16 protein-coding genes are annotated in these 21208 nt (G+C 41.2%); 14 read left to right on the top strand and 2 right to left on the bottom strand.

Annotated elements, in window-relative coordinates:
* Positions 1-75 precede the first annotated feature (75 nt).
* From pdxR to BR30_RS0111610, 10 genes are all read left to right on the top strand, one after another.
* Entirely contained in the window at positions 76-1521 is a 1446-nt protein-coding gene (gene pdxR, locus BR30_RS0111660; protein WP_026565179.1) for a MocR-like pyridoxine biosynthesis transcription factor PdxR, read from the top strand.
* 466 nt (positions 1522-1987) lie between these two features.
* Positions 1988-3523 (top strand): NCS1 family nucleobase:cation symporter-1, encoded by a 1536-nt coding sequence (locus BR30_RS0111655; RefSeq protein WP_026565178.1) that lies wholly within the window; start codon positions 1988-1990, stop codon positions 3521-3523.
* Positions 3524-3707: 184 nt separating this feature from the next.
* Positions 3708-4787, top strand: a complete 1080-nt coding sequence (locus tag BR30_RS0111650; RefSeq protein WP_026565177.1) for an LLM class flavin-dependent oxidoreductase — start codon at positions 3708-3710, stop codon at positions 4785-4787.
* Positions 4788-4793: 6 nt separating this feature from the next.
* Positions 4794-5993, top strand: coding sequence for a helix-turn-helix transcriptional regulator (locus BR30_RS35185; protein WP_051633575.1), 1200 nt, complete (start codon positions 4794-4796; stop codon positions 5991-5993).
* A 184-nt stretch (positions 5994-6177) separates the two neighbouring features.
* Positions 6178-8301 (top strand): glycoside hydrolase family 3 protein, encoded by a 2124-nt coding sequence (locus tag BR30_RS0111640; protein ID WP_026565176.1) that lies wholly within the window; start codon positions 6178-6180, stop codon positions 8299-8301.
* Between the two features lie 169 nt (positions 8302-8470).
* On the top strand, positions 8471-9634 hold the full coding sequence (locus tag BR30_RS38840) for a YecA family protein (RefSeq protein ID WP_026565175.1): 1164 nt from the start codon (positions 8471-8473) through the stop codon (positions 9632-9634).
* A 13-nt stretch (positions 9635-9647) separates the two neighbouring features.
* Positions 9648-10634, top strand: a complete 987-nt coding sequence (locus BR30_RS0111630) for a Gfo/Idh/MocA family protein (RefSeq protein ID WP_026565174.1) — start codon at positions 9648-9650, stop codon at positions 10632-10634.
* A 248-nt stretch (positions 10635-10882) separates the two neighbouring features.
* Positions 10883-11053 (top strand): hypothetical protein, encoded by a 171-nt coding sequence (locus BR30_RS36670; protein WP_155928581.1) that lies wholly within the window; start codon positions 10883-10885, stop codon positions 11051-11053.
* Positions 11054-11155: 102 nt separating this feature from the next.
* Entirely contained in the window at positions 11156-11461 is a 306-nt protein-coding gene (locus BR30_RS0111620) for a hypothetical protein (protein WP_026565173.1), read from the top strand.
* Positions 11462-11933: 472 nt separating this feature from the next.
* On the top strand, positions 11934-12629 hold the full coding sequence (locus BR30_RS0111610) for a YoaK family protein (RefSeq protein ID WP_026565171.1): 696 nt from the start codon (positions 11934-11936) through the stop codon (positions 12627-12629).
* 62 nt (positions 12630-12691) lie between these two features.
* Here BR30_RS0111610 and BR30_RS0111605 read toward each other — a convergent pair whose 3' ends face one another.
* Positions 12692-12949, bottom strand: coding sequence for an HPr family phosphocarrier protein (locus tag BR30_RS0111605; protein ID WP_026565170.1), 258 nt, complete (start codon positions 12947-12949; stop codon positions 12692-12694).
* Positions 12950-13277: 328 nt separating this feature from the next.
* Between BR30_RS0111605 and BR30_RS35835 the strand changes: the two genes are divergently transcribed.
* The 4 genes from BR30_RS35835 to BR30_RS0111585 all read left to right on the top strand — a co-directional run bounded on the left by BR30_RS35835 (position 13278) and on the right by BR30_RS0111585 (position 19279).
* Positions 13278-13598 carry a heterocycloanthracin/sonorensin family bacteriocin gene (locus BR30_RS35835; protein WP_081825421.1) on the top strand — a complete coding sequence of 107 codons (321 nt, stop codon included), beginning with the start codon at positions 13278-13280 and terminating at the stop codon, positions 13596-13598.
* A gap of 175 nt (positions 13599-13773) precedes the next feature.
* Positions 13774-15738: a putative thiazole-containing bacteriocin maturation protein gene (locus BR30_RS0111595; RefSeq protein WP_026565168.1), complete on the top strand. Its 1965-nt coding sequence runs from the start codon at positions 13774-13776 to the stop codon at positions 15736-15738.
* Positions 15735-17684: a TOMM precursor leader peptide-binding protein gene (locus BR30_RS0111590; RefSeq protein ID WP_026565167.1), complete on the top strand. Its 1950-nt coding sequence runs from the start codon at positions 15735-15737 to the stop codon at positions 17682-17684. The genes BR30_RS0111595 and BR30_RS0111590 overlap by 4 nt, the downstream gene beginning before the upstream one ends.
* Positions 17685-17707: 23 nt before the next feature.
* On the top strand, positions 17708-19279 hold the full coding sequence (locus BR30_RS0111585) for a SagB family peptide dehydrogenase (protein WP_026565166.1): 1572 nt from the start codon (positions 17708-17710) through the stop codon (positions 19277-19279).
* 177 nt (positions 19280-19456) lie between these two features.
* On the opposite strand, the gene BR30_RS0111580 is transcribed toward BR30_RS0111585, so the two are convergent.
* The gene (locus tag BR30_RS0111580) at positions 19457-21010 is read right to left on the bottom strand and encodes a bifunctional metallophosphatase/5'-nucleotidase (RefSeq protein ID WP_081825425.1); all 1554 of its coding nucleotides are present in this window, start codon (positions 21008-21010) and stop codon (positions 19457-19459) included.
* Between the last annotated feature and the right edge of the window lie 198 nt (positions 21011-21208).

The raw sequence follows: 21208 nt of genomic DNA, 5'->3' as shown, positions 1-21208 counted from the left end.
AAGGTTAAAGTTATAAAAAATGACCATCCAATTACTAAAAAAATGGACCATCCACTTATGAAAGGAGGGAGAACTGTGGATTGGAGACCCGATCGAACAAATAAAAAACCAATTTATAAACAAATTGCTGATTACATTGAACAAGGTATTTCCACAGGCCAGTTTTCACCGGAAACCATGTTACCTTCAGAAAGGGCCTTAGCTGAAGAGCTGCAAGTGAATCGTAGTACAGTGGTAGCCGCATATGAAGAACTGCAGTCGATGGGGATTGTGGAGAGAAAAAAAGGTAGTGGAACCATTGTCAGTACAGATATTTGGGGACTCGAGCATAGACGGATTCCAAACTGGGGTAGATATTTGGAGCGTGGCTCATTTCTTCCCAACCTTCCAGTTGTTCAAAGAATTCGTAAGGAAACACAAGATAATGACCTTATTAATATGGCAAGCGGTGAATTGTCACCTAGTCTATTTCCCAATGAGCAATTTCAACAAATTCTTTCCGAGCAGCCTTTTACAGGCTATCTTGGCTATGACGATCCACAGGGGAATGAAGAATTAAGGAATACGATTGCCGCTCATGTGAATGAATATAAGAATATTAATACAACTTCTTCTTCGATTCTTATTACTTCTGGTGCACAGCAGGCGCTGCATCTGATTGTCCAATGCTTGCTTAAACCTGGTGACGCTGTGGCTATAGAGGATCCATCTTATTGTTATTCCCTGCCCATTTTCCAAACGGCAGGTTTAAAAATCTTCCGATTGCCTGTGGATTCAAATGGGGTAAATCCGGAGGACCTTGTTCAATTACATAAGAAACACCGAATAAGAATGGTATTCTTAAATCCGGATTATCAAAACCCAACAGGTAAGGTTCTTTCCCTGCAAAGGCGTCAACGAATTTTAAACATTTCAGCAGAATTTGGAATTCCGATTATTGAAGATGACCCCTATAGTTTGACCTCCTTTGATGGAGTGGTAAATCCATCGTTAAAATCAATGGATGACAATGGAAATGTTCTATATATTAGTTCATTGTCGAAAATTATTGCGTCAGGATTGCGAATCGGTTGGATTATTGGCCCCTCAAAGGTCATTCAGCGGCTTGCCGACGCCAAACAACAAGTTGATTTTGGACATAGTGTGTTTCCTCAATGGGTGGCGAATGAATTTCTTGGGTCACAGTCCTTTGATGCACATATTCAATTTTTGAGAAAAGAGCTTGAACGACGGAGAAATCAACTTGTTCAAAGTATTAACCAATTATTGGATGAAAAAGTTTCTTTCTCTATTCCAGATGGGGGAATTCATCTGTGGTGTAAAGTGAACAGACCTATAGATGAGCAAAAATTACTGGAGGAATCAATCAGGAAGGGAATTGCCTTTGTTCCCGGAAATGTTTTAGGCTCTGAAAAAGGATGTCTCCGTCTTACCTATGGAAGGGTTGATACAAGCATGATTCATGAGGGGATCAATAGATTTTCACACGCATTAACTAAGTTAGATGTAAACAACTATTAGAAAAAGAACACGAAATTATGTAAGGGATTCTTACGCAATTTAAGACAGATCCTGTCCTCCTGATTATAATCCACTATATGGTAGTGGTATCCATTCAGGAGGATACACCTGAACGACCCGATGCAGCATTTTACATAATATAAAAGAATTTATCGAAATTATTCGACTTTTTGTCCAATGACAGGAAGGATAAGAGGTTTATAATATAATATAGAGAAGTAGGTTTTCTTGTCCTTTTGCTTTACCTGATACATTGGGGACGGCAAATAGGGTCCTGTCTGCGGGAAGTGAAGGAAAGAGAGGGGATGCAATGGTAAATAGCTAAAAACCGCCATTAATTTTTTTAATATTCGTTCAACTTTATCTAGCGTGAGATGAGCTCCAAACCAATCCGTATCATTTGAATTTACGTCATCATTGTTTCACTAGAAAAAGCACGTTAAATAACCAATAAGGGGGAAATTTGTTGAAAACACAAATTGAACAAAATGGTATTGTTACCCTGACGCCTGATGCAGCCAATGGTTTAAGTAACAGTGAAATGTGGAATGATGACCTGCGCCCAACGACAATGAAGGAACATTCATGGAAAGGGCTAAACTTTGCTACATTATGGATTGGTATGTGTTTGTGTATTCCTGCCTATACAATGGCTAGTGGCTTGATTTCATTAGGAATGAATTGGTGGCAGGCAATTGGAACGATTTTTCTTGGAAATGTCATTGTCCTTATCCCTATTCTATTAAATTCCCATGCTGGTACAAAGTTTGGAATTCCCTATCCCGTGTTTGCTCGTTTATGGTTTGGTTCAAAAGGAGCACATATCCCAGCTTTAGCTAGAGCGATTGTTGCCGCGGGCTGGTTTGGAATTAACACATGGATTGGTACTGGTGCGATTGATACACTTTTATCGGCTTCTTTTGCCGCCTGGAGAAACGTTCCAGGACATACGGCGATTGTATTTGCCTTGTTTTGGGCATTAAATGTGGTTGTTGCCTATAGGGGACCTCAAGCAATGAAAGTTCTTGGCTTAATTGCCACACCAATCGTCGGTATCGCTTCCATTATTCTACTTATATGGGCATATACAAATGCAGGAGGCTGGGGTCCAATCTTAGATACCCCTTCTGAATTCACGACAACAGGAGCGTTTTTAAAGGTATTTTTTCCTGCATTAACCGGCGTTATTGCCTTCTGGGCAACCCTTGCCTTGAATATTCCTGATTTTTGCCGCTATGCAAAAAGTCAAAAATCACAAATGCTGGCTCAAAGTTTCTCTCTGCCACTTACGATGAGTATCTTCTCCTTTATCGGAATTGCGGTCACATCCGCAACGGTAGTTATTTTCGGGACAGCACTATGGGACCCAGTTCAACTACTAGCTAAATTCCCTCCATTTGTTATCTTTTTGGGAACTTTAATCATAGTGATTGCCTCCTTAACCATTAATGTCGGGGCAAACATCGTTGCACCGGCCCGTGCAATTGAAAATCTAAATCCAAGACGAATTACGTTTGGCATAGGTGCACTAATCACTGGAATCTTTGCGATTTTAATGCAGCCTTGGTACATTATGGAGAACTTTGGAAACTATATTTTTGGCTGGTTGGGAACGTACGGTGCTTTACTCGGTCCGATTGATGGAATTGCTATTGCGGATTACTGGCTTGTTCGCAAGCGACAAATGGCCCTTAACGAACTATATGATGTAAACGGCCGCTATAGTTATACATCCGGTTTTAATAAAAACGGTGTTTACGCCCTGATAATTGGTGTCGCCGTTCCTGTACTTGGACTTCTCATCCCGGGACTTCGCTTTTTGTGGGATAACGCCTGGACATTTGGATTATTTATTTCGATTATCGCTTACACCTACCTTATGAGAGGAGACAAAAGCATTCTTCAACCAGGAGAATACGAAAAAATTACGACCTTCAAATCGTCAACTCCTGGTAATAATACAGATTCAGTTGCCCATAATGAAACAGAATTCTTTTATTAAAAAATGAGTGTCAGGCACCCAAAGGGTGCCTGACACTCATTTTTGTTTTACATCCTAATAGTAAAAATCCGATTATTTTGAAATATATCGGGAAATGTAGGATAATTACGCATGGTATTTCTTAAATTAAATTTTAATATACTCAGGCCAGGAGTGGCCTTGGCTTAATAGGAGGGTATTCTATATGGAAATAGGTGTGAGCACGTTTGTCGAAACAACACCGGATGTGAAAACCGGTGAGGTGATTAGTCATGCGCAACGTATCCGTGAAGTGGTAGAGGAAATTGTCCTTGCAGATCAGGTTGGACTCGATGTTTTTGGTGTCGGTGAGCATCATCGCGAGGATTTTGCGGCCTCTTCTCCAGCAGTGGTGTTAGCTGCTGCCGCATCACAAACCAATCGGATTCGATTAACCAGTGCGGTAACGGTTCTCTCTTCTGCCGATCCGGTTCGAGTTTTTCAGGATTTTGCAACGCTTGATGCGATTTCAAATGGCCGGGCCGAGATCATGGCAGGCCGGGGCTCATTTATCGAGTCTTTTCCGCTGTTCGGCTATGATTTAAAAGACTATGATGAATTATTTGATCAGAAGCTAGAGCTATTATTAAAAGTACGTGAGTCAGAGAAAGTGACCTGGGAAGGCGGACATCGACCAGCCATACAAAATCTCGGTGTGTACCCTAGACCTGTTCAGGATCCTTTGCCGGTTTGGATTGGAAGTGGCGGCAGCCGTGATTCCGTTATCCGTGCAGGTCTGCTTGGGTTGCCACTCGTTCTAGCCATTATTGGCGGGCGCCCGCTGCAATTTGAGCCACTTGTAAGACTTTATAAGAAAGCAGCCGTTCACGCTGGTCATGATGTGTCTAAACTAACGGTTGCCTCGCACTCGCACGGTTTCATCGCGGAAACTAGCCAAGTTGCAGCTGATAAGTTTTTCCCTTCCACCCAGCATGTCATGAATAAATTAGGACGTGAGCGCGGATGGGGGATGTATGATCGTGCGAGCTTTGATGCCGCTCGCAGTTTGGAAGGAGCATTGTACGTAGGGGATTCAAAAACAGTTGCCGAGAAAATCATCCACTTACGTAAGAATGTTGGAATCACACGGTTTATGCTCCACTGCCCTGTTGGCTCCATGCCACATGATGATGTAATGAGAGCCATTGAGCTCTTAGGTAAAGAGGTTGCACCAATTGTTAGGGAAGAAATAAGTAGATGGGAATCTGAAAGCGACAAATGCGAATCCGAAGAATCTGAAGGGTGATTTGTTGTGGATGAACTGAAAAGTAAATGCTGGCTAATCAAAAATGCTTTTCACTTAGATGTACAGGCGGTTGATTATCAATTTCAAACAATTTTACATATATCTGATGATAGTGAACCCCTAATATTTGTTGAAGCTCGAAAGAAAATCTATTTGGATCTTAAGAAAGCATTAGAAAAGACCAATAAAAATAGTTTTTGTTTTCATACAGATTCTTTCCAACTCTCTTATATGGCAACGGCCCTATATATGGATGAACAGTTTCAAGGAATGGTTATCGTCGGACCTTTCCTGTTAGAGCAGATAACTGAACAATTTATCTGGAGTGTTATCAGAGAAAATCACCTTGAAAATAATTGGGTAAACCCTATTGATAAGTTTTATAAATCATTACCCAATTTGGGACAATCCTACTTAGCAATTGGTGATTTATTAGTAAATTTATTAGCGAATCCGCGTGTTGACTCCCAATTTGTAACGGCAACAAGTCATAGTGAGCAAAAACAACTGGAGGTACAGCCGCTGGATTATGCTCAAGATGGAATGGAAGTTAAACTTAGATATAAGGCAGAAAGTAAATTTTTACATTATATCGAAATGGGCGATAAAGAAAATGCAATGAAAGCATTAATTGATTTTACTGGTGACTTTTCATATCGAGTTCCAGGCAATCCTTTGCGGGCGAAAAAAAATCTTAGCTTTTCAAGTAATACGATGAATCGGATGGCTGCTGCTAAGGGAGGGGTGGAACCTCAATATTTACATGCTATTTCGGAAAAATTTGCACTAAAGATTGAGGCCGCGGTAGCTATGTCCGATTTAGATGCCATAAATTACAGGATGGTCGAAGAATATTGTGATGCAGTGAAGAATTTTGCCGTTAAAGGGTATAGTACAGTTGTAAGGAAAGCGTTAATGTATATAAATCTCTACTTTAAAGAACCTATTAATGTACAATCGATAGCAGACGAAATAGGTTTTAATCGAATGTATCTTTCGAGGCAATTTAAAGAAGAATTGAATATTGGTGTGATTGATTATCTACATAAAAAGCGAATAGAAGAGGCAATTTTCCTTATTGAGCAAGGGCGGTTATCTATTACAGATATTGGTATTTATGTGGGTTTTAGTAGCTATAATTACTTTTGTAAAGTATTTAAAGAGTTAATTGGAATGACCACTACAGAGTATAAAAACAGCCACTAGGTTAGGAGGCCATGAATAATTTCATGGCCACTTTTAATAAAAATTATTTGTGATTAGTGTGCAATTTTATATAAAAGGTAACAATATTGGATGTGAAAACCCACAGAAATTGCTAACATGAACCTAGCCCTTGTCCCAGACGATTCCAAAAAGATGGGAATGGACAAGAATAGGAGGCATTAAAATGAAAGAAAACCATAAACAACCGAATTTAGAAGTAAGAGTTAAGAACATCATTGAAGTGGATGGATTAAAATTTAAAGATTTAAATAATAGTGGGAAACTAGAACCATATAAGGACTGGCGCTTAAGCCCGAAGGAACGTGCGGAGAACCTAGTTTCATTAATGAATATCGATGAAAAGGTCGGTATGATGCTTATAAATACTCGTCAAATGGGACTTACTCAAAAAGATAAGAGTAAAACAAGTCATGATGGCGTGTTAGATGAAGGAATTGTTGAAAAGGGTGAAACTATTTTTGCTTTGGCGAAAGTATATGGCACAACGCATACGATTGAGAACATGCATCTGCGCCACTTCATTCTAAGAGATAACTGGAGCCCAGCTCAAATGGCAGAGTGGGTCAATACCATGAATGAAGTATGTGAGGGAACACGTCTTGGTATTCCTTGTTTAATCGCATCGAATTCAAGAAACGAAAACACAGAATTCATTTTTGGTATGAATGATGCAGCTGGGATTTTTTCTACCTGGCCTGGAACGTTAGGACTTGCTGCTGCAGCTAAAGGGGATATAAAAAATGGCGGTGATGCATCACTTTTTAGCCAATTTGCCGAAATAGCTCATGATGAGTGGGATGCTGTTGGTTTAAGAAAAGGATATATGTACATGGCAGATACTGTTACGGACCCGAGATGGCAGCGGATATATGGTACATTCGGTGAAGACCCTGAATTTATCTCGGATGCAATCGGCCGCATTATTGACGGCTTTCAAGGGAAGACCCTCGAAAATCATAGTATCGCTATGACGACCAAGCATTTTCCTGGCGGTGGACCAAGGGAAAATGGATTTGATCCACATTATAAAGAGGGGAAATGGAACCTATACCCAACTCCAGGAAGCTTAGAAAAGTATCACCTGCCTCCGTTTCGGGCAGCGGTAGAACATGGAACTTCATCGATGATGCCATATTATTCGATTCCTAGTGTAAAGAAAAGTGCAGTACAAGAATTCGAAGGTGAAAACATTCCTTTCGAAGAGGTTGGTTTTACCTTTAATGATTATTTCTTAAATACGATCCTTAGAGAAAAATTAGGCTTCAAAGGCTATATTAATAGTGACAGCGGCGTCACAAGTAAAATGAGCTGGGGCGTTGAAACCTTAAGTGAGGCGGAACGTTTTGCTAAAGCGATTAATGCGGGCACAGAGCTTATTTCTGACACGAACGATATTGAAAACCTTAAAAAAGCGATCGAAAATGGCTGGATCAGTGAAGAGCGGATTAATGAAGCGAATGTAAGACTTCTTACAGAGATGTTTGCGTTAGGACTATTCGATGATCGTACTTATGTTTCACCAGAGAATGCAACTTCAGTAGTTAATAATCCTGCAAGCTGGGAAGCAGCATATGAGGCTCATAAAAAATCAGTAACCGTTCTTAAAAATACCAACCAGACGTTACCTTTAACAGCTGATAAGATTGATAATAAGAAGGTTTATGTGGAAGTTTTCCACAAAGAACCAGAAAGAGCAACTACTTATACGGAAAAAGCCAGACAAGAGTGTCAAGAGCTTGGTCAATTTACAATGACGGATAACTACGAAGAAGCTGACATCGCTATTCTATTCTTAAGTCCAAAATCTGGGGCATATTTCAATGCAACCCCAGGATTGTTAGAACTTGAAATCTGCGAAGATAAAACAGAAACGGCTTTAGATGGTACTTCCTATCAAGAAACCACTTTAAGTGGAATGGGTCATCTTAAAGAAGTGGCAGACAGTATCCATGTCCGCGGCGGAAAAGTCATTATGAGTGTGAATTTCATTTTGCCTTGGATTCTTGGAAACGTTGAACCTTTGGCGGATGTCCTAATCGCTGGGTACGATACCTACTTTAAGGCGCAATATGAGGTTATCGCAGGTAATAGCCGCCCAGTAGGTGTTTTACCGTTGACATTGCCAGCTAGTGAAGCCGTCATTGCAGTTGATGAAGTAGGTAATTGTGTATCAAGGAATGATGTACCGGGCTATGACAAGGACAAGTATATGCCAGAAGGTCTCCAGTATGCTTATAAAGATAGTGATGGTAATATCTATAAGCTTGGTCACGGATTAACATTTTAATATAAAGTAAAACAATCATAAATCAGTAACTCGCCCAAGAAGATTTGCGGCGAGTTTTTGTATTTCGATTGCTCCAGCTCATACATACCATTAAAGTATTCTTTTGGTGCTGCTGCTTAAAATCAATTATAATACTATTGAGAATAAAGATGATAAAAGGACGGATACGATGACTTTTTTAGAAAAAATAGAACCGCATGTAATTAGCAGGGATATCTTAATTCAAGACACAGTGCTTCATGCCTTACACGATTATCCAAACGTCCCAGAAGAATGGACGATAAAATTATTGAGGGAAGCTTTTAAAAACGAGGACAAGCAATCGTCGATACTAATTTACATTGATAACATGAAGATTAATGAAGAGGCCGTCCAGGTTCTGTTAGAGAATATCCCAAAGATGGACAAGACTAAAAGCCACTTGGCGGTAAATTTATTAGAACGGATTGAACCAAGTATTGGCCTAAAATATAAAGAACCGCTGCAAAAATATTTAAGTGAAGAGCATTGGTCCTTATTTGATCTGATTGTAAATGGGGACGACGAAGACGTTTGGGAAGAATTTGCACAAATAATCAACGATCTCGACAAAGCCAAAACATATGAGCATTCACAATTTATTAAAGCAAAGAAACTTGCCGCATGTATCGTTCAAAATGGTTGGATCACAGAAGAGGATATCGAGGAAATTCTAAAAGAGGAATTAAACGAAAAATGGTTTTCCTTTCATGGAATCTTGTATGTATATATGATTGGATTACTGAAACTAGAAAAGCATATCCCCCTGCTAGCCAGTTTGTTGGACCGTGATGATGATATCTTGTTAGAAGAGGTTTCATCCGCATTAATTGGTTTTCAATCGGATGAAGTTGTGCAAGCGGTAGAACCATATTTAAAAAATTCGAATTCGATTATTTATGCTAGTTCAGTTGTTGAAAATATTAAATCTGACCGGGCAGTACAGGTTTTAATCAAAGCTTATCGAGGTACAGTTGAACTTGACGAACAAGATATGCTGATTGAAGCTCTTTGTCATCAGCTGTCTAAAAAGGCATTACCAGAAATTAGTGATCATATGAAAAATGAATATTTCTCTAGCCTAGTTGATATCGAACAGACGGTTTATAGCTATTATTCCATCATGGGCGAAACACACCCGGAATTAATGGATTGGAAACTAGCCGCACTTGAAAGAGAAATTGACTTCAGAAATGAAAGCAAACAGGGTGGAAATCCCCAGAGTGGTCCGATTCAAATGGAAAATAAAGTTGGACGAAATGATCCATGTCCGTGCGGAAGCGGTAAAAAATATAAAAAGTGCTGTGGCAAATAAGGAGAGAAGTGGGATGAAGTTGGATAAGGTTTGTTGGGGAATAATTGGATGCGGTGACGTAACGGAAGTAAAAAGCGGTCCTGCTTTTCAAAAAATAAATCATTCCGAGTTGGTCGCGGTTATGAGGAGAACAGGGGAACTTGCCAAGGACTATGCCAAACGGCATGCTGTCCCTAAATGGTACGACAATGCTGATGAACTCATTAACGATCCTGAGGTCAATGCAATCTATATTTCCACACCGCCAGGGTCGCATAAAGAATATACAATCAAGGCAGCAAAGGCCGGGAAAGCTGTATATGTAGAAAAGCCAATGGCCCGAAATTTTGCTGAATGCCAAGAAATGATTGCAGTTTGTGAGGATGCCGGCGTGCCTTTATATGTAGCGTACTATCGCAGGGCACAAGAACGATTTTTAAAAATTAAAGAGTTATTGGATAATGGTGCGATTGGGGAGATTCGGTTTGTATCATCAACCCAATATCAAAAAGCCTCCGAAGACGTGTTGGATCCACAAAATCTCCCTTGGCGAGTTCAAGCAGAATTGGCCGGCGGAGGACTCTTTTTTGATCTAGCCAGTCATACACTCGATCTATTAGATTTTCTACTTGGACCTATTGCGTCTGTTCATGGTTTTGCTTCCAATCAAGGGAACTATTATCGCGCCGAAGATATTGTAACAGGAACCTATCGGTTTGAAACAGGGGTCCATGGCATAGGAAATTGGTGTTTCACGGCTTTTGAAGATGTCGATATCAATGAAATCGTGGGGAGCAAAGGGAAAATCAGCTTTTCCACCTTCGGAAATGAGCCCATCGTTTTGACGACAGCGAACGGAACAGAGCAGTGGAGTTTCGAACGGCCACAGCACGTTCATCAACCACTTGTCGAAACAATCGTTGCAGATTTAACAACTGGTTGCTCCCAGTGCCCAAGTACAGGAGTTTCAGGCGCTAGAACAAACTGGGTCATGGGAGAAATGGTGATGAATTATTATTAGACTGTTAATGAACCATTGTTGAAAAAGATAAAGACTTTTTTGACAAAAAATTAGTTAGAAAAAGAGCTTGAATGTTCACCCGACATTTCAAGCTTTTTCTCACTCCTTTTCAATGAAGATGCAGCATGGTTTTAACCATGCTGTATTTTTGTGCATATGAAAAATGAACCGGGTACTTTTATTTGTTTTTCTAGTGTTTTTCATTTATGTAAGCGCATACATTATAAGGAGCACTGGAGGTGATGTTGTTGATCTATCCTTATGGGAATGATTATATTAAATACTTAAACGATAAAGGTTCACATGGCATCACGTATGAACAATGGAAATTTAAAAATGGGAAACAATACCCAGACAAGTGCAGACAGTGCGGACATGGAAAAGACCGCTTTCAGCCTTGTCCAAAGTGCAATTATTAAACGCCTTTAGGCGTTTTTTTTATGGTATATTTGTGGTTCCTAAACGAATTTTTTGAAAATAATAGAATGGAGTGCATTTTTAGATAGAAAGGAAGTACTAGAATGGGAAACTCAATCGAGAAATTACAAAAGCTGCACGATTCCGTACAAAAACTAGAGGCTGTTTTACAAGAGGTTTGGAGCTTGGTGGATGAAATTGGTGAAGAGGAACAGTTTACCGACCTTTTAAATAAAGCCAAAAAATATCAATCAAAGAAACAAAAGACAGATGCGAGTCTAGAGGAACTGATTGTCAGGCTGAATGAATTTGAACAGGGGATGGAGGAAATTCCAGAAGACGGGACGGCAGCTGTTGATTTTGAAGATGCTATCGCAGAATTGATTGATTGGATGAAGAATAATCAATAATATTGGTTGCGAAACTAGGGGCTAACTAATGAGGTTGGTCCCATTTTTGGTGGAATATCTCTTAATAGCTGATTCGCTGATTGAGTTGGGAAATTCGCTGATTGGACATGAGAATTCGCCGATAGGACTATGGGATTCGCTGATAGAACTAACAAATTCGCTGATAGAACTAGGACTCCCTGAGAGATTTCACAATTCGCTCAATGAATGCGATAATTCGCCCATTGAATTTAAGAATTCGCCCATAAAATGCAAATATTCGCCCAGTAAATCTAAAACCTTCAAAAACTCTAACTATAGAATTGGAAAATCATAAAAATTTAACTTCAAATTCCCGTGTTTTATAGATAATTTTCTTTTATTGTCAAAAATGAGGTAACTTTTTCGCTAAAATTCATGATATTTTAAGAAAATAAGGACTTAGGAAATACTTTTGTAAGCAACAAAACGGAACAAGGAGAACATACAACCAATGAAAGATAAAATCCCTTCGTTAGCGTCCAACTCATTTTATTTAGGTATGTTGTTAGCGGTAGTAGGAGGTTTTTTAGATGCTTATACATTTATCAGCAGGGACGGTGTATTTGCTAATGCCCAAACAGGAAATTTGGTTTTACTCGCTGTAAAAGCAGCAAACAGGGAATGGCAAGGAACAATGCTTTTTATCCCACCCATTCTGGCATTTGTTTTAGGTGTTTTGGTCTCAGAAATCGTTAAAATTCCTCGGGTAAGACAAGTCTTGCATAGTTATAGAAGGTCTATTCTTATCTTAGAATGCCTGGTTTTAATAATTGTAGGTCTATTGCCAAGCAATGTACCGAATATCGTGGTGACCGTATGTATTGCATTTGTATCGTCTTTACAAATTAGTACGTTTAATAAACTTGATAAGTGGGCCTACAATTCAACAATGACAACTGGGAATCTTCGGACGGCCACACAAGCGGCTTATTTGGCTTTAAAAGAACATAATGATGAGGCTAAAAAACAGTTCAAAGAATTTTTTGTAATTATTCTTTCATTTTTATTTGGCGCATTGACGGGGACATTTTCCACCACCTACTTTGGGAACACGTCAATCTGGATCGCCTCGGGTATCTTAGTGATTGCACTTATTTTGTATCATCGTGACCGGGGATATGTAAGCAAGTCTTTAACATTTAAATAGATGGTTGGAAGAGGCTGGAACCCAAATTGGATTCAGCCTCCTCTTTTTTTATTCAGATATTTCTACTCTAGCATTTCCAACGTATGCATTACCTCTCTAAGTGCTTCTATTTCATCGTCCCCGGAAACTTCTAAGATAATTTCTGCCTGTTTAGGAATCGCTAACGATAACAAGCCGAGGACCGATTTTACATTCACCTTTCGTCCTTTATACGTTAGAAAGATATCTGCATTAAATCGAGAAGCATGTTGAACTAATTGATTGACCGGCTGAGCATATAAACCTGCATTTCTGTTGATTGTTACAGTTTGTTGGATCATAATTTACCTCCCTGGGTGTGCTTTGGTAGATTTTCTAAATAATGCACTTCTCTTATGTATGAAACTAGCTCTTAAAAAATGCTCTGTTTGATGCAATATGGGCCATTTTGTGTGGTAGAACTTCTGACAACAGGTTTAATCCCACCCTCTAAGCCCCTCTAATCCTTAAGTTTAATCAACATTTTAGGCAAAGTATTAGGAATGTCCCAATAAAATAGGCTTTTGAATCAGTAGCAATACCCATCCAAAGGTCATATTTTGGTGAAGAGAGTACTTGAAGTTTTATGTACTAACACAAATTTTTATTTTAAATAGATGGAGGTATGAAATGAATCCTTTACAAAATGAACTCCAAATGTTGAATGTTGGAGACTTTCAAGTGAGCCAGGCCGTTCCTTTTGATCCAAACCAATACTATCTTGATCAGTCTCGAATTGGTGGTTTTGGCGGAATCGGTGGAATTGGCGGAATTGGCGGAATTGGTGGTATAGGTGGTATTGGACGCTGTTTTAGTTGTTTTAGTTGCTTTAGTTGCTCTAGCTGTTTTAACTGCTCTAGTTGTTTCCGTTGCTCTAGTTGCTTTAGTTGCTTTAGGTGTTCTAGTTGCGCTCATTGCTCTCATTGTGGCGGCCATCGATGCGGAGGTTAATCGATCGATTTTTCTAATGTAAAACTGATTGTTAAGGAGAAGAGACCGTCCCTGCATGTGTTTTTGTAGGGGCTCTTCTCTCTTAGCTTAGACATAAGGGACAAATTGCTGTACATAGAATAATAGTGAAGTTTTGTTACAGAATGGAGTAAAGCTAAGGCTAAGGAGGAGCGAAATGACAAGTTTGAACCCTTCTATGCGTCTGAAAGTGAAAAGGGACATGTTTTTTATCCCCGATTCAAACAGAGGTGTGTATTTTCGCAACAATATTAGCTCGTTCCGTATGGAAGGCAGTACGATTGAGCAGTGGGTTGAAAAGCTGATCCCAATGTTCAACGGGGAGTATACGTTGGGTAATTTAACAGAAGGATTACCTGGTCCATACCGTGATCGAGTGTATGAAATTGCAGAAGTGCTGTATCGAAATGGGTTTGTCCGAGATGTAAGTCAAGACTATCCGCATCAATTGGAAGATCAGGTTCTTAAAAGGCATGCTTCACAAATAGAATTTGTGGATAGTTTTGTTAATTCGGGGGCGTATCGTTTTCAAACCTATCGTCAGGCCAAAGTGTTGGCAGTTGGCTCTGGTCCTTTTTTTGTTTCATTGGTTTCTTCGTTGATTGAATCCGGATTACCCAAGTTCAAACTGCTAATCACCGACACGGTACCGACTAATAGACGGCGGTTGTTGGAACTAGTGGCACATGCCCATAAATCAGACCCTGAGGTGGAGGTAGAAGAGGTCAAATTAAAGGAAGATAGGGTAAGTTTTTGGCGGGAGAGTGTGCAGCCGTTTGATTCGATTTTGTATGTGTCACAGGAAGGCAATCTAGAGGAACTGCGACTTCTTCATACGGTTTGTAGGGAAGAAAAGAAGATGTTACTCCCTGCTATTTGCATACAACAGGTGGGTATTGCAGGTCCGTTAGTAAAACCAGACTCTGAGGCATGCTGGGAGTCTGCTTGGCGCCGCTTGCACCAATCTGTGCTATTCAAAGATCAACAATTTTCTGCATACTCTTCGACAGCCGGAGCCATGTTGGCCAATGTGATTGTATTTGAATTGTTTAAAGAGGTTACAGGAGTAACCGAACTAGAACAGAAGAATCAATTCTTCCTGCTTGATCTAGATACGTTAGAAGGAAACTGGCATTCCTTTTTACCTCATCCTCATGTGACTGGGCGAATATCGACTAAATGGGTTGAAGATTTCGAAAGCCGGCTTGGACAGGGATTAAGCACTCGTGAGCAGAGTGAATTGCTTCTTTACTTCTACCAGTTGACATCAAAGGAGTCGGGGATTTTTCATATTTGGGGGGAGGAGGAATTAAAGCAGCTTCCGTTAGCTCAGTGTCGTGTTCAGGCAGTCGACCCGTTGTCGGAGGGACCGGCCGAGCTGTTAAGTGATATTGTCTGTTCAGGTCTGACACATGAAGAGGCACGAAGGGAAGCCGGTCTGGCTGGGATTGAAGCATATGTTTCACGAATGATCGACTTGTACGTTACAAATATACTTCCACATCAGGAAGTAGAGGGTAGAATACTAGAATTGGAGGAATTTGTAGGAGTTGGTGCAGGGGAAACGTTTGCGGAAGGTGTTTGCCGTGGGTTACAAAAGTGTTTGGACAAAGAATTGAACATTCAACAGCGTGATCAGATGCTATCTATCTCGCGGGTACAGTTGAGTGCTGTTGAAGATGAACGTTGCCGGTTTTATTTGCAGGCGCTATCTACGATTCATGGGGCACCGATTATTGGGTTAGGAGAGGAAGTGTCCGGTTTCCCTGTGGTATGGGTCAGTACGAGTGACGGATGGTTTCGCAGCGTAGATTTGAATATAACAATGGCGTTACGAAATGCGTTACAACAAGCTCTTAGTAAAGTACAAAACCCGGAAAACAGCTTCCAAGTGGAAGCAATGGATGTATCGTCCTTGCGTCTGGAAGAGGAGGTGTCGCAAAGCCTTGTAATCCCTGCTTGTAAAGAGAGGATACAATCCGAGAACTTCCAGTCCGCTATAGAAGTTTTGAAACGAAATCATAAGCGGCTTTCGGTGTTTGAACAAGAAATTGAACCATTTTTAAAAGAAGGTTTGGCTGGGGTGTTCGGTGTGTTGCTTCGAGAGGAGGAATTTAGGTGAGCGCTGCTGTCGTTTTGGTTATAGGAAAAGGGGTGGTGGCAGACAGTGTGTGTGAAGAACTTTTCGCCCATTACCATGTAGTTCGCCAAACCGAATTCGAGGCGGTTGTACCGAAACAAACTGATTTGGCTCTGGTTCTCCACGATGTCTGGAATCCTTCTGTTCATCAAAAGGCAGAAGAGATGTTTCGACGAACAGGCACTCCTTGGCTGCGTGGCTTCGTTTCATTTGGAGAGGGAGTGGTGGGTCCACTAGTTCGACAAGGATCATCGGGATGTTCTCAATGTGCAGACATGAGACGCCTCATGGCTGGTCGTGACCGTACAGAAGTGTGGGGGATACAGCAGAAACTAAAGGAGTACAGAGGTATGCAGCCTGAAGGGTGGGCATCATTTACAGGACTTCGACAGCTGGCACACCAGTTCAGTGCAGAGGTACAGCGAATTTTGCGGGGTGAACATCCTCTTACGGAAGACCAGGTATGTTTAATCAATTTGAAAACATTAAAGAGTTCATGGCATTCCTTTCTCCCTGACCCGTTGTGTCCAGTTTGCAGCCAATTACCCGACGATTCGGAAAACTCTGCTCGAATCTCATTGCAGCCAAGTCCGAAGGTCAGTCCCGACAGTTACCGCTCCCGTTCGTTGGAAGAACTAAGTAAAGTTTTAGCTATAGATTATCTAGACCAACGAACAGGCCTTTTGAATGGTAAAATGGTTGACTTGGTGCGGCCATTTGCCGATGTCAGTGTTAATCTGCCTTTGTTCGAGGGGGATGAGGGAACAGCAGGCAGGACAAATTCATATGAAGTAAGTGAGTTGACTGCCATTTTAGAAGGATTGGAGCGGTACTGCGGTCTAGAGCCACGCGGGAAACGTACAGTTGTCTTTGATAGTTTCCACAATTTGAAGAATAAGGCACTTAATCCTATTAAAGTGGGTGTACACGCAAAGGAACAATATGAGCAGCATGGTTTTCCTTTTCAACCGTTTAATCCTGAAAAACCAATGAATTGGGTATGGGGTTATTCGTTTTTGGAAGAGCGTCCGATACTTGTGCCTGAACTGCTTGCCTATTACAGCTTGGGCTGCGGGCAGCGTGGATTTGTCTATGAAACTTCCAACGGCTGCGCGTTAGGCGGAAGTTTGGAGGAGGCTATTTTTTACGGAATTATGGAAGTGGTGGAGCGTGATTCATTTCTGATGACTTGGTACGCGCAGCTGAACTTGCCGCGTCTTGACCCATCCTCAGCTGATGACCAAGAATTGCAGTTAATGATTGACCGAATGCGGGTGGTCGCAGGATATGATCTGTATTTGTATAACTCGACGATGGAACACGGAATTCCGAGTATTTGTGCGATTGCAAAAAACAGGAAAGAAAAGGGATTGAATCTTATTTGTGCTGCTGGCGCACATCTCGACCCGGTACGGGCGGTAAAAAGTGCGGTTCATGAATTGGCTGGCATGATGCTGACGCTAGATGAGAAATTGGAGTCGAACCAAGAAGAGTATAGCCGAATGATGCAAGATTCATCTCTGGTGAAGCAGATGGATGATCATGGCATGCTGTACGGCTTGCCGCAAGCGGAAGAACGTTTGGATTTCTTACTTCAAGATACTCGTCCATTGCGAACATTTGCAGAGGAATTCAAGTGGAAGCCAAAACATACTGACCTTACTAACGATCTTCAGGACATTCTTCAAGTTTTTCGTCAATTAAATCTTGATGTGATTGTAGTAGACCAGACGGCACCAGAATTGAAGCGGAATGGGCTTTTTTGCGTGAAGGTGCTGATTCCGGGGATGTTGCCGATGACATTCGGACAACATCTTACTCGCGTAACTGGGCTAGAGCGGGTACTTCGGGTACCGATGGAACTCGGATATTCAAAACAACCGTTGACACTTGAACAACTAAACCCATATCCGCATCCGTTTCCATAAGCGGCGACTAGGAGGTAAGGAGGATGAGTCTAGAGGAGTTTTTGCTCAATCTACATTTTGACATTGATAAGGCAAGCGTACCAAATTGGGAAGTGGATTGGGAAGATGCTCCACTTCCTTATAAGCTTTATCGCGGCTTGCCAGAAGTACCATTTTCTCTAGAAGTACCGCTGTCACTCGAGGGACAAGAATCACCCGCTAAGCCAAATCTTAGCAAAATTGGTCATTTTCTTTGGTATGTATATGGACTTACTCAAGTTAGCCAGTCAGGCCTTCCCATGGATTCCACAGCTAAAACGGCGAGCCTAGTACAATCATATCGACGGTTCGCTCCTTCCGGCGGGGCATTATATCCAAACGAATTATATGTTTATCTTAAGATAGAGGATTTGCCAGTTGGGATGTACCATTATGATGTGGCCCATCATCGTTTGGTATTGTTACGAGAAGGGGATTTTGATTCATATATAGGCCGCTCTCTGGGTAATCGTTGTGATGTGTCTGCCTGCTTTGGTACCGTATTTGTGTCGACTATGTTTTGGAAAAATTTCTTTAAATACAATAACTTTTCTTATCGTCTGCAAGGGTTGGATGCCGGCGTGGTCATAGGACAGCTACTGGAAGTAGCGAAACGTTTTGGTTTTGCTACGGGGGTTTATTTCCAGTTTCTTGATCGGGCTATTAACCATCTTGTTGGTCTTTCCGAACAAGAGGAGAGTGTTTATGCAGTTATTCCGCTTTCCGTAGAACCAACCCGATGGTCTACTAACGGGAGTAAAATTGACGTCTCTGCGGCCGAATTGTGTCAAGAGTTAACTGCGATTCAGCCGTATCATTATGTCCGGTCACAGAGAATCAAGGAGTATCCGATGGTAACCAAGTTGAATGAAGCGTCCATGCTGGATTCAACGCAAGCGTTTCGGCTGATTGAGGCAAAAGAGAGTTTGGATTCGGACGTAGAAGCGGAAGCTCTGTCTCACATGAACCGGTTATCTTATGATCTGCGGTCTGTCTGTCGAGAGCGATTTTCGCCAGATATGGATTTTGTATTGGGTAGGGTGAGTAAACTTCAACTGACCACACTATTGCAGGAATCGACCGCAGCCTTCTCATATCGAAATGATTTGGATGGAACAGCTTGGAAGAACGAGCCTCGTGTTTCATTGTATGGCTGTATGTATAACGTTGAAGGTATTCTAAATGGAGCCTATTATTATGACAGCACTGCTCATGAGTTACGAAAGGTACATCTAGGAGATTATCGACTCCAGTTGCAATCTGGAATGTCGCTAGATAACGTAAACTTGCTACAAGTACCGCTCTGTCTACATGTGGCAGGGGACAGGGAATCATTCAGAACGGCACTGGGATATAGAGGATACCGCATTCAACAAATGGAAGCTGGTATGCTCGTGCAACGATTACTGTTAACGGCGTCAGCCCTCGGAATGGGGGGGCACCCACTCCTCGGGTTTGATGCAAACTTGAGTGATCAGATTTACAAGATGGGTCCACAAGGAAAAACGAGTCTAATCCAAATTCCAATTGGCCCCTATCGATATCGTCCGTGGTTAAAGGGGAGTTTGCATAGTTAGGCAGATTTATTAAACCGGACCTTGGAAAACACCATTTAACTCTAGCTTATTTCTAAATAGCAAAAAGGGAAACGAGACGGCTGCAGCCGTCTCGTTCAATATTCTTTGCACTAGAATTTTGCTTAATTTTTTCTTCAAAAGGTAGAAAATTTCTATATGATAATTCATATTGCTTGGCTAATGAATTTTTTTTATTCGGCCCTCGATCGAAGAGGTAAACGGTTGCTTAAGTTGCTTTACGTATGTTTTAAATACATCTATGTCAACTGGACCTATGACTTTTTTTGTCCCTTTAAGTAAGACGGTGAAATTGTCCCCGCCGTCTGACAAGTAGTCGTTTACCGTAACTGTGTATCTTGCTTTTGGATCAATCGCGGTCCCGTCAGTAGTAAAAATATCGTTCACTTTATTTCCCGCAGGTTTTGTTCCGTCCCAAGTGTATTTTAAACCGGAAAGTTGCAGCATTCTCACTTTGTCCGTCTGCCATTGCTGATTTAAAAGGCTGCGGACTTGGTCGCCGGTCAACGTCATTTTAACGAGTTTGCGTTTAAACGGTTGAATGGTTAACAAATCCTCAATGGTTACTTCTCCTTCATGTAGGTCTGCCCGAATTCCACCTGGGTTCACAAAAGAGAAATCAGAATTCATGGCATTTCGCTGCGAATCGGCAATCAGATTGCCCAAGGCTGATTCACCGTTTTCGTTTCGATTGCTGGAAATGTCGTTTGCAGCCGTTCCAACGACTTCTCTAACATAGGAAGCAACTTCAGCTTCGTACATTTCCACCATTTCCTTGATTTCCTTATCCGGTTTGATAGCGTCCTGATAGGTAATGACAATTTGCGCCTTTTTGTTCACGATATCTTTCGTTACCGGATCAATCTCCAAGTTGACGGCGGAGAACGCCATTCCGTAGGAATAAGCTTGAACAAGCAGCTTTCCATCTACTTCCGTATTAAGATAGGTATGGCTATGACCAGCAAACATCACGTCCACTTCATTGTCTACCCTTTTAGCCATTTTGACGATTTCTCCAGTAGCAGCACCGTTTGGAGTGGACTGCCTGCCGTCATTATGCGCCAGTATGACGATAGCTTTCACACCTTGCTTCTTAAGTTGTGCCACCGATTTATTAATGGCTTTCACTTCATCAATGAATTTTACCCCTTTTATTCCTTTCAAATTAACCATCGTGGGTGTTTCGTTCAATACAATGCCAATAAATCCGATAGAAATGCCATTCAGATTGATTATTTTATAGGGAGGGAGGAGAGGTTTCCGTGTTTTTACATCAATTACATTAGCACATATATAGGGGAATTGAGCACCATCAAAAAATCCTGTTTTGAGATTGTACCCTCCATGGATCAACCTCATCATTTCTTTCACGCCGTGATCAAATTCATGATTACCTGGGGTTCCTACGTCAAAGCCAATTGTGTTTAATACTTTAATCGTTGGTTCGTCTTGCAGAAGCGAGGAGATGGGTGCACTTGCTCCAACCATGTCACCTGCATGAACCAAAAGGGTATTTTTGTTTTCAGCTTTCTTTTGCTTCAAATAGGCAGCTAGATACTCAACACTGCCCACGTCCCTTCGGTTAAATTTGCGGGTGATATTTAATTGTCCGTGCAAATCGTTTACGCCGAGTAATTGCACTTGAATGAAACGGTTCTTAGTAATCTCGGTGTTATTGGGTACGCCTGATGTCTCCGGTTCCCCGGAGGCCATAACAATGCCCGCAGCTAAGGTAGTCGTAAGAACTAAAGCAGTTACTGCTTTTTTCAATACGTTCCTATTCAATGTTTCTCTCACTCGTTTCTCGCCTCCAAATCCTCTAGTTGGTTACTTCTTTAGCTTAAAGAAGGATTGTTAAATCTGCTTTACATTTTTGTGAATTTTCAGTTAATTATTGGGTTATGGAGTGAA

It is taken from the genome of Bacillus sp. UNC41MFS5 (assembly GCF_000686805.1).
Note: the sequence above shows the minus strand (reverse complement) of the source record. Positions and strands in the feature narration are given on the sequence as shown.

Bases quoted from the DNA above. Each gene is read 5' to 3' on its own strand.
- BR30_RS0111640 (WP_026565176.1), top strand. From the start codon at position 6,178: ATGAAAGAAAACCATAAACAACCGAATTTAGAAGTAAGAGTTAAGAAC.
- BR30_RS35835 (WP_081825421.1), top strand. From the start codon at position 13,278: ATGAATCCTTTACAAAATGAACTCCAAATGTTGAATGTTGGAGACTTT.
- BR30_RS0111605 (WP_026565170.1), bottom strand. From the start codon at position 12,949: ATGATCCAACAAACTGTAACAATCAACAGAAATGCAGGTTTATATGCT.
- BR30_RS0111620 (WP_026565173.1), top strand. From the start codon at position 11,156: ATGGGAAACTCAATCGAGAAATTACAAAAGCTGCACGATTCCGTACAA.
- BR30_RS0111595 (WP_026565168.1), top strand. From the start codon at position 13,774: ATGACAAGTTTGAACCCTTCTATGCGTCTGAAAGTGAAAAGGGACATG.
- BR30_RS0111580 (WP_081825425.1), bottom strand. From the start codon at position 21,010: ATGGCCTCCGGGGAACCGGAGACATCAGGCGTACCCAATAACACCGAG.
- BR30_RS0111630 (WP_026565174.1), top strand. From the start codon at position 9,648: ATGAAGTTGGATAAGGTTTGTTGGGGAATAATTGGATGCGGTGACGTA.
- BR30_RS0111650 (WP_026565177.1), top strand. From the start codon at position 3,708: ATGGAAATAGGTGTGAGCACGTTTGTCGAAACAACACCGGATGTGAAA.
- BR30_RS0111610 (WP_026565171.1), top strand. From the start codon at position 11,934: ATGAAAGATAAAATCCCTTCGTTAGCGTCCAACTCATTTTATTTAGGT.
- BR30_RS0111585 (WP_026565166.1), top strand. From the start codon at position 17,708: ATGAGTCTAGAGGAGTTTTTGCTCAATCTACATTTTGACATTGATAAG.
- BR30_RS38840 (WP_026565175.1), top strand. From the start codon at position 8,471: ATGACTTTTTTAGAAAAAATAGAACCGCATGTAATTAGCAGGGATATC.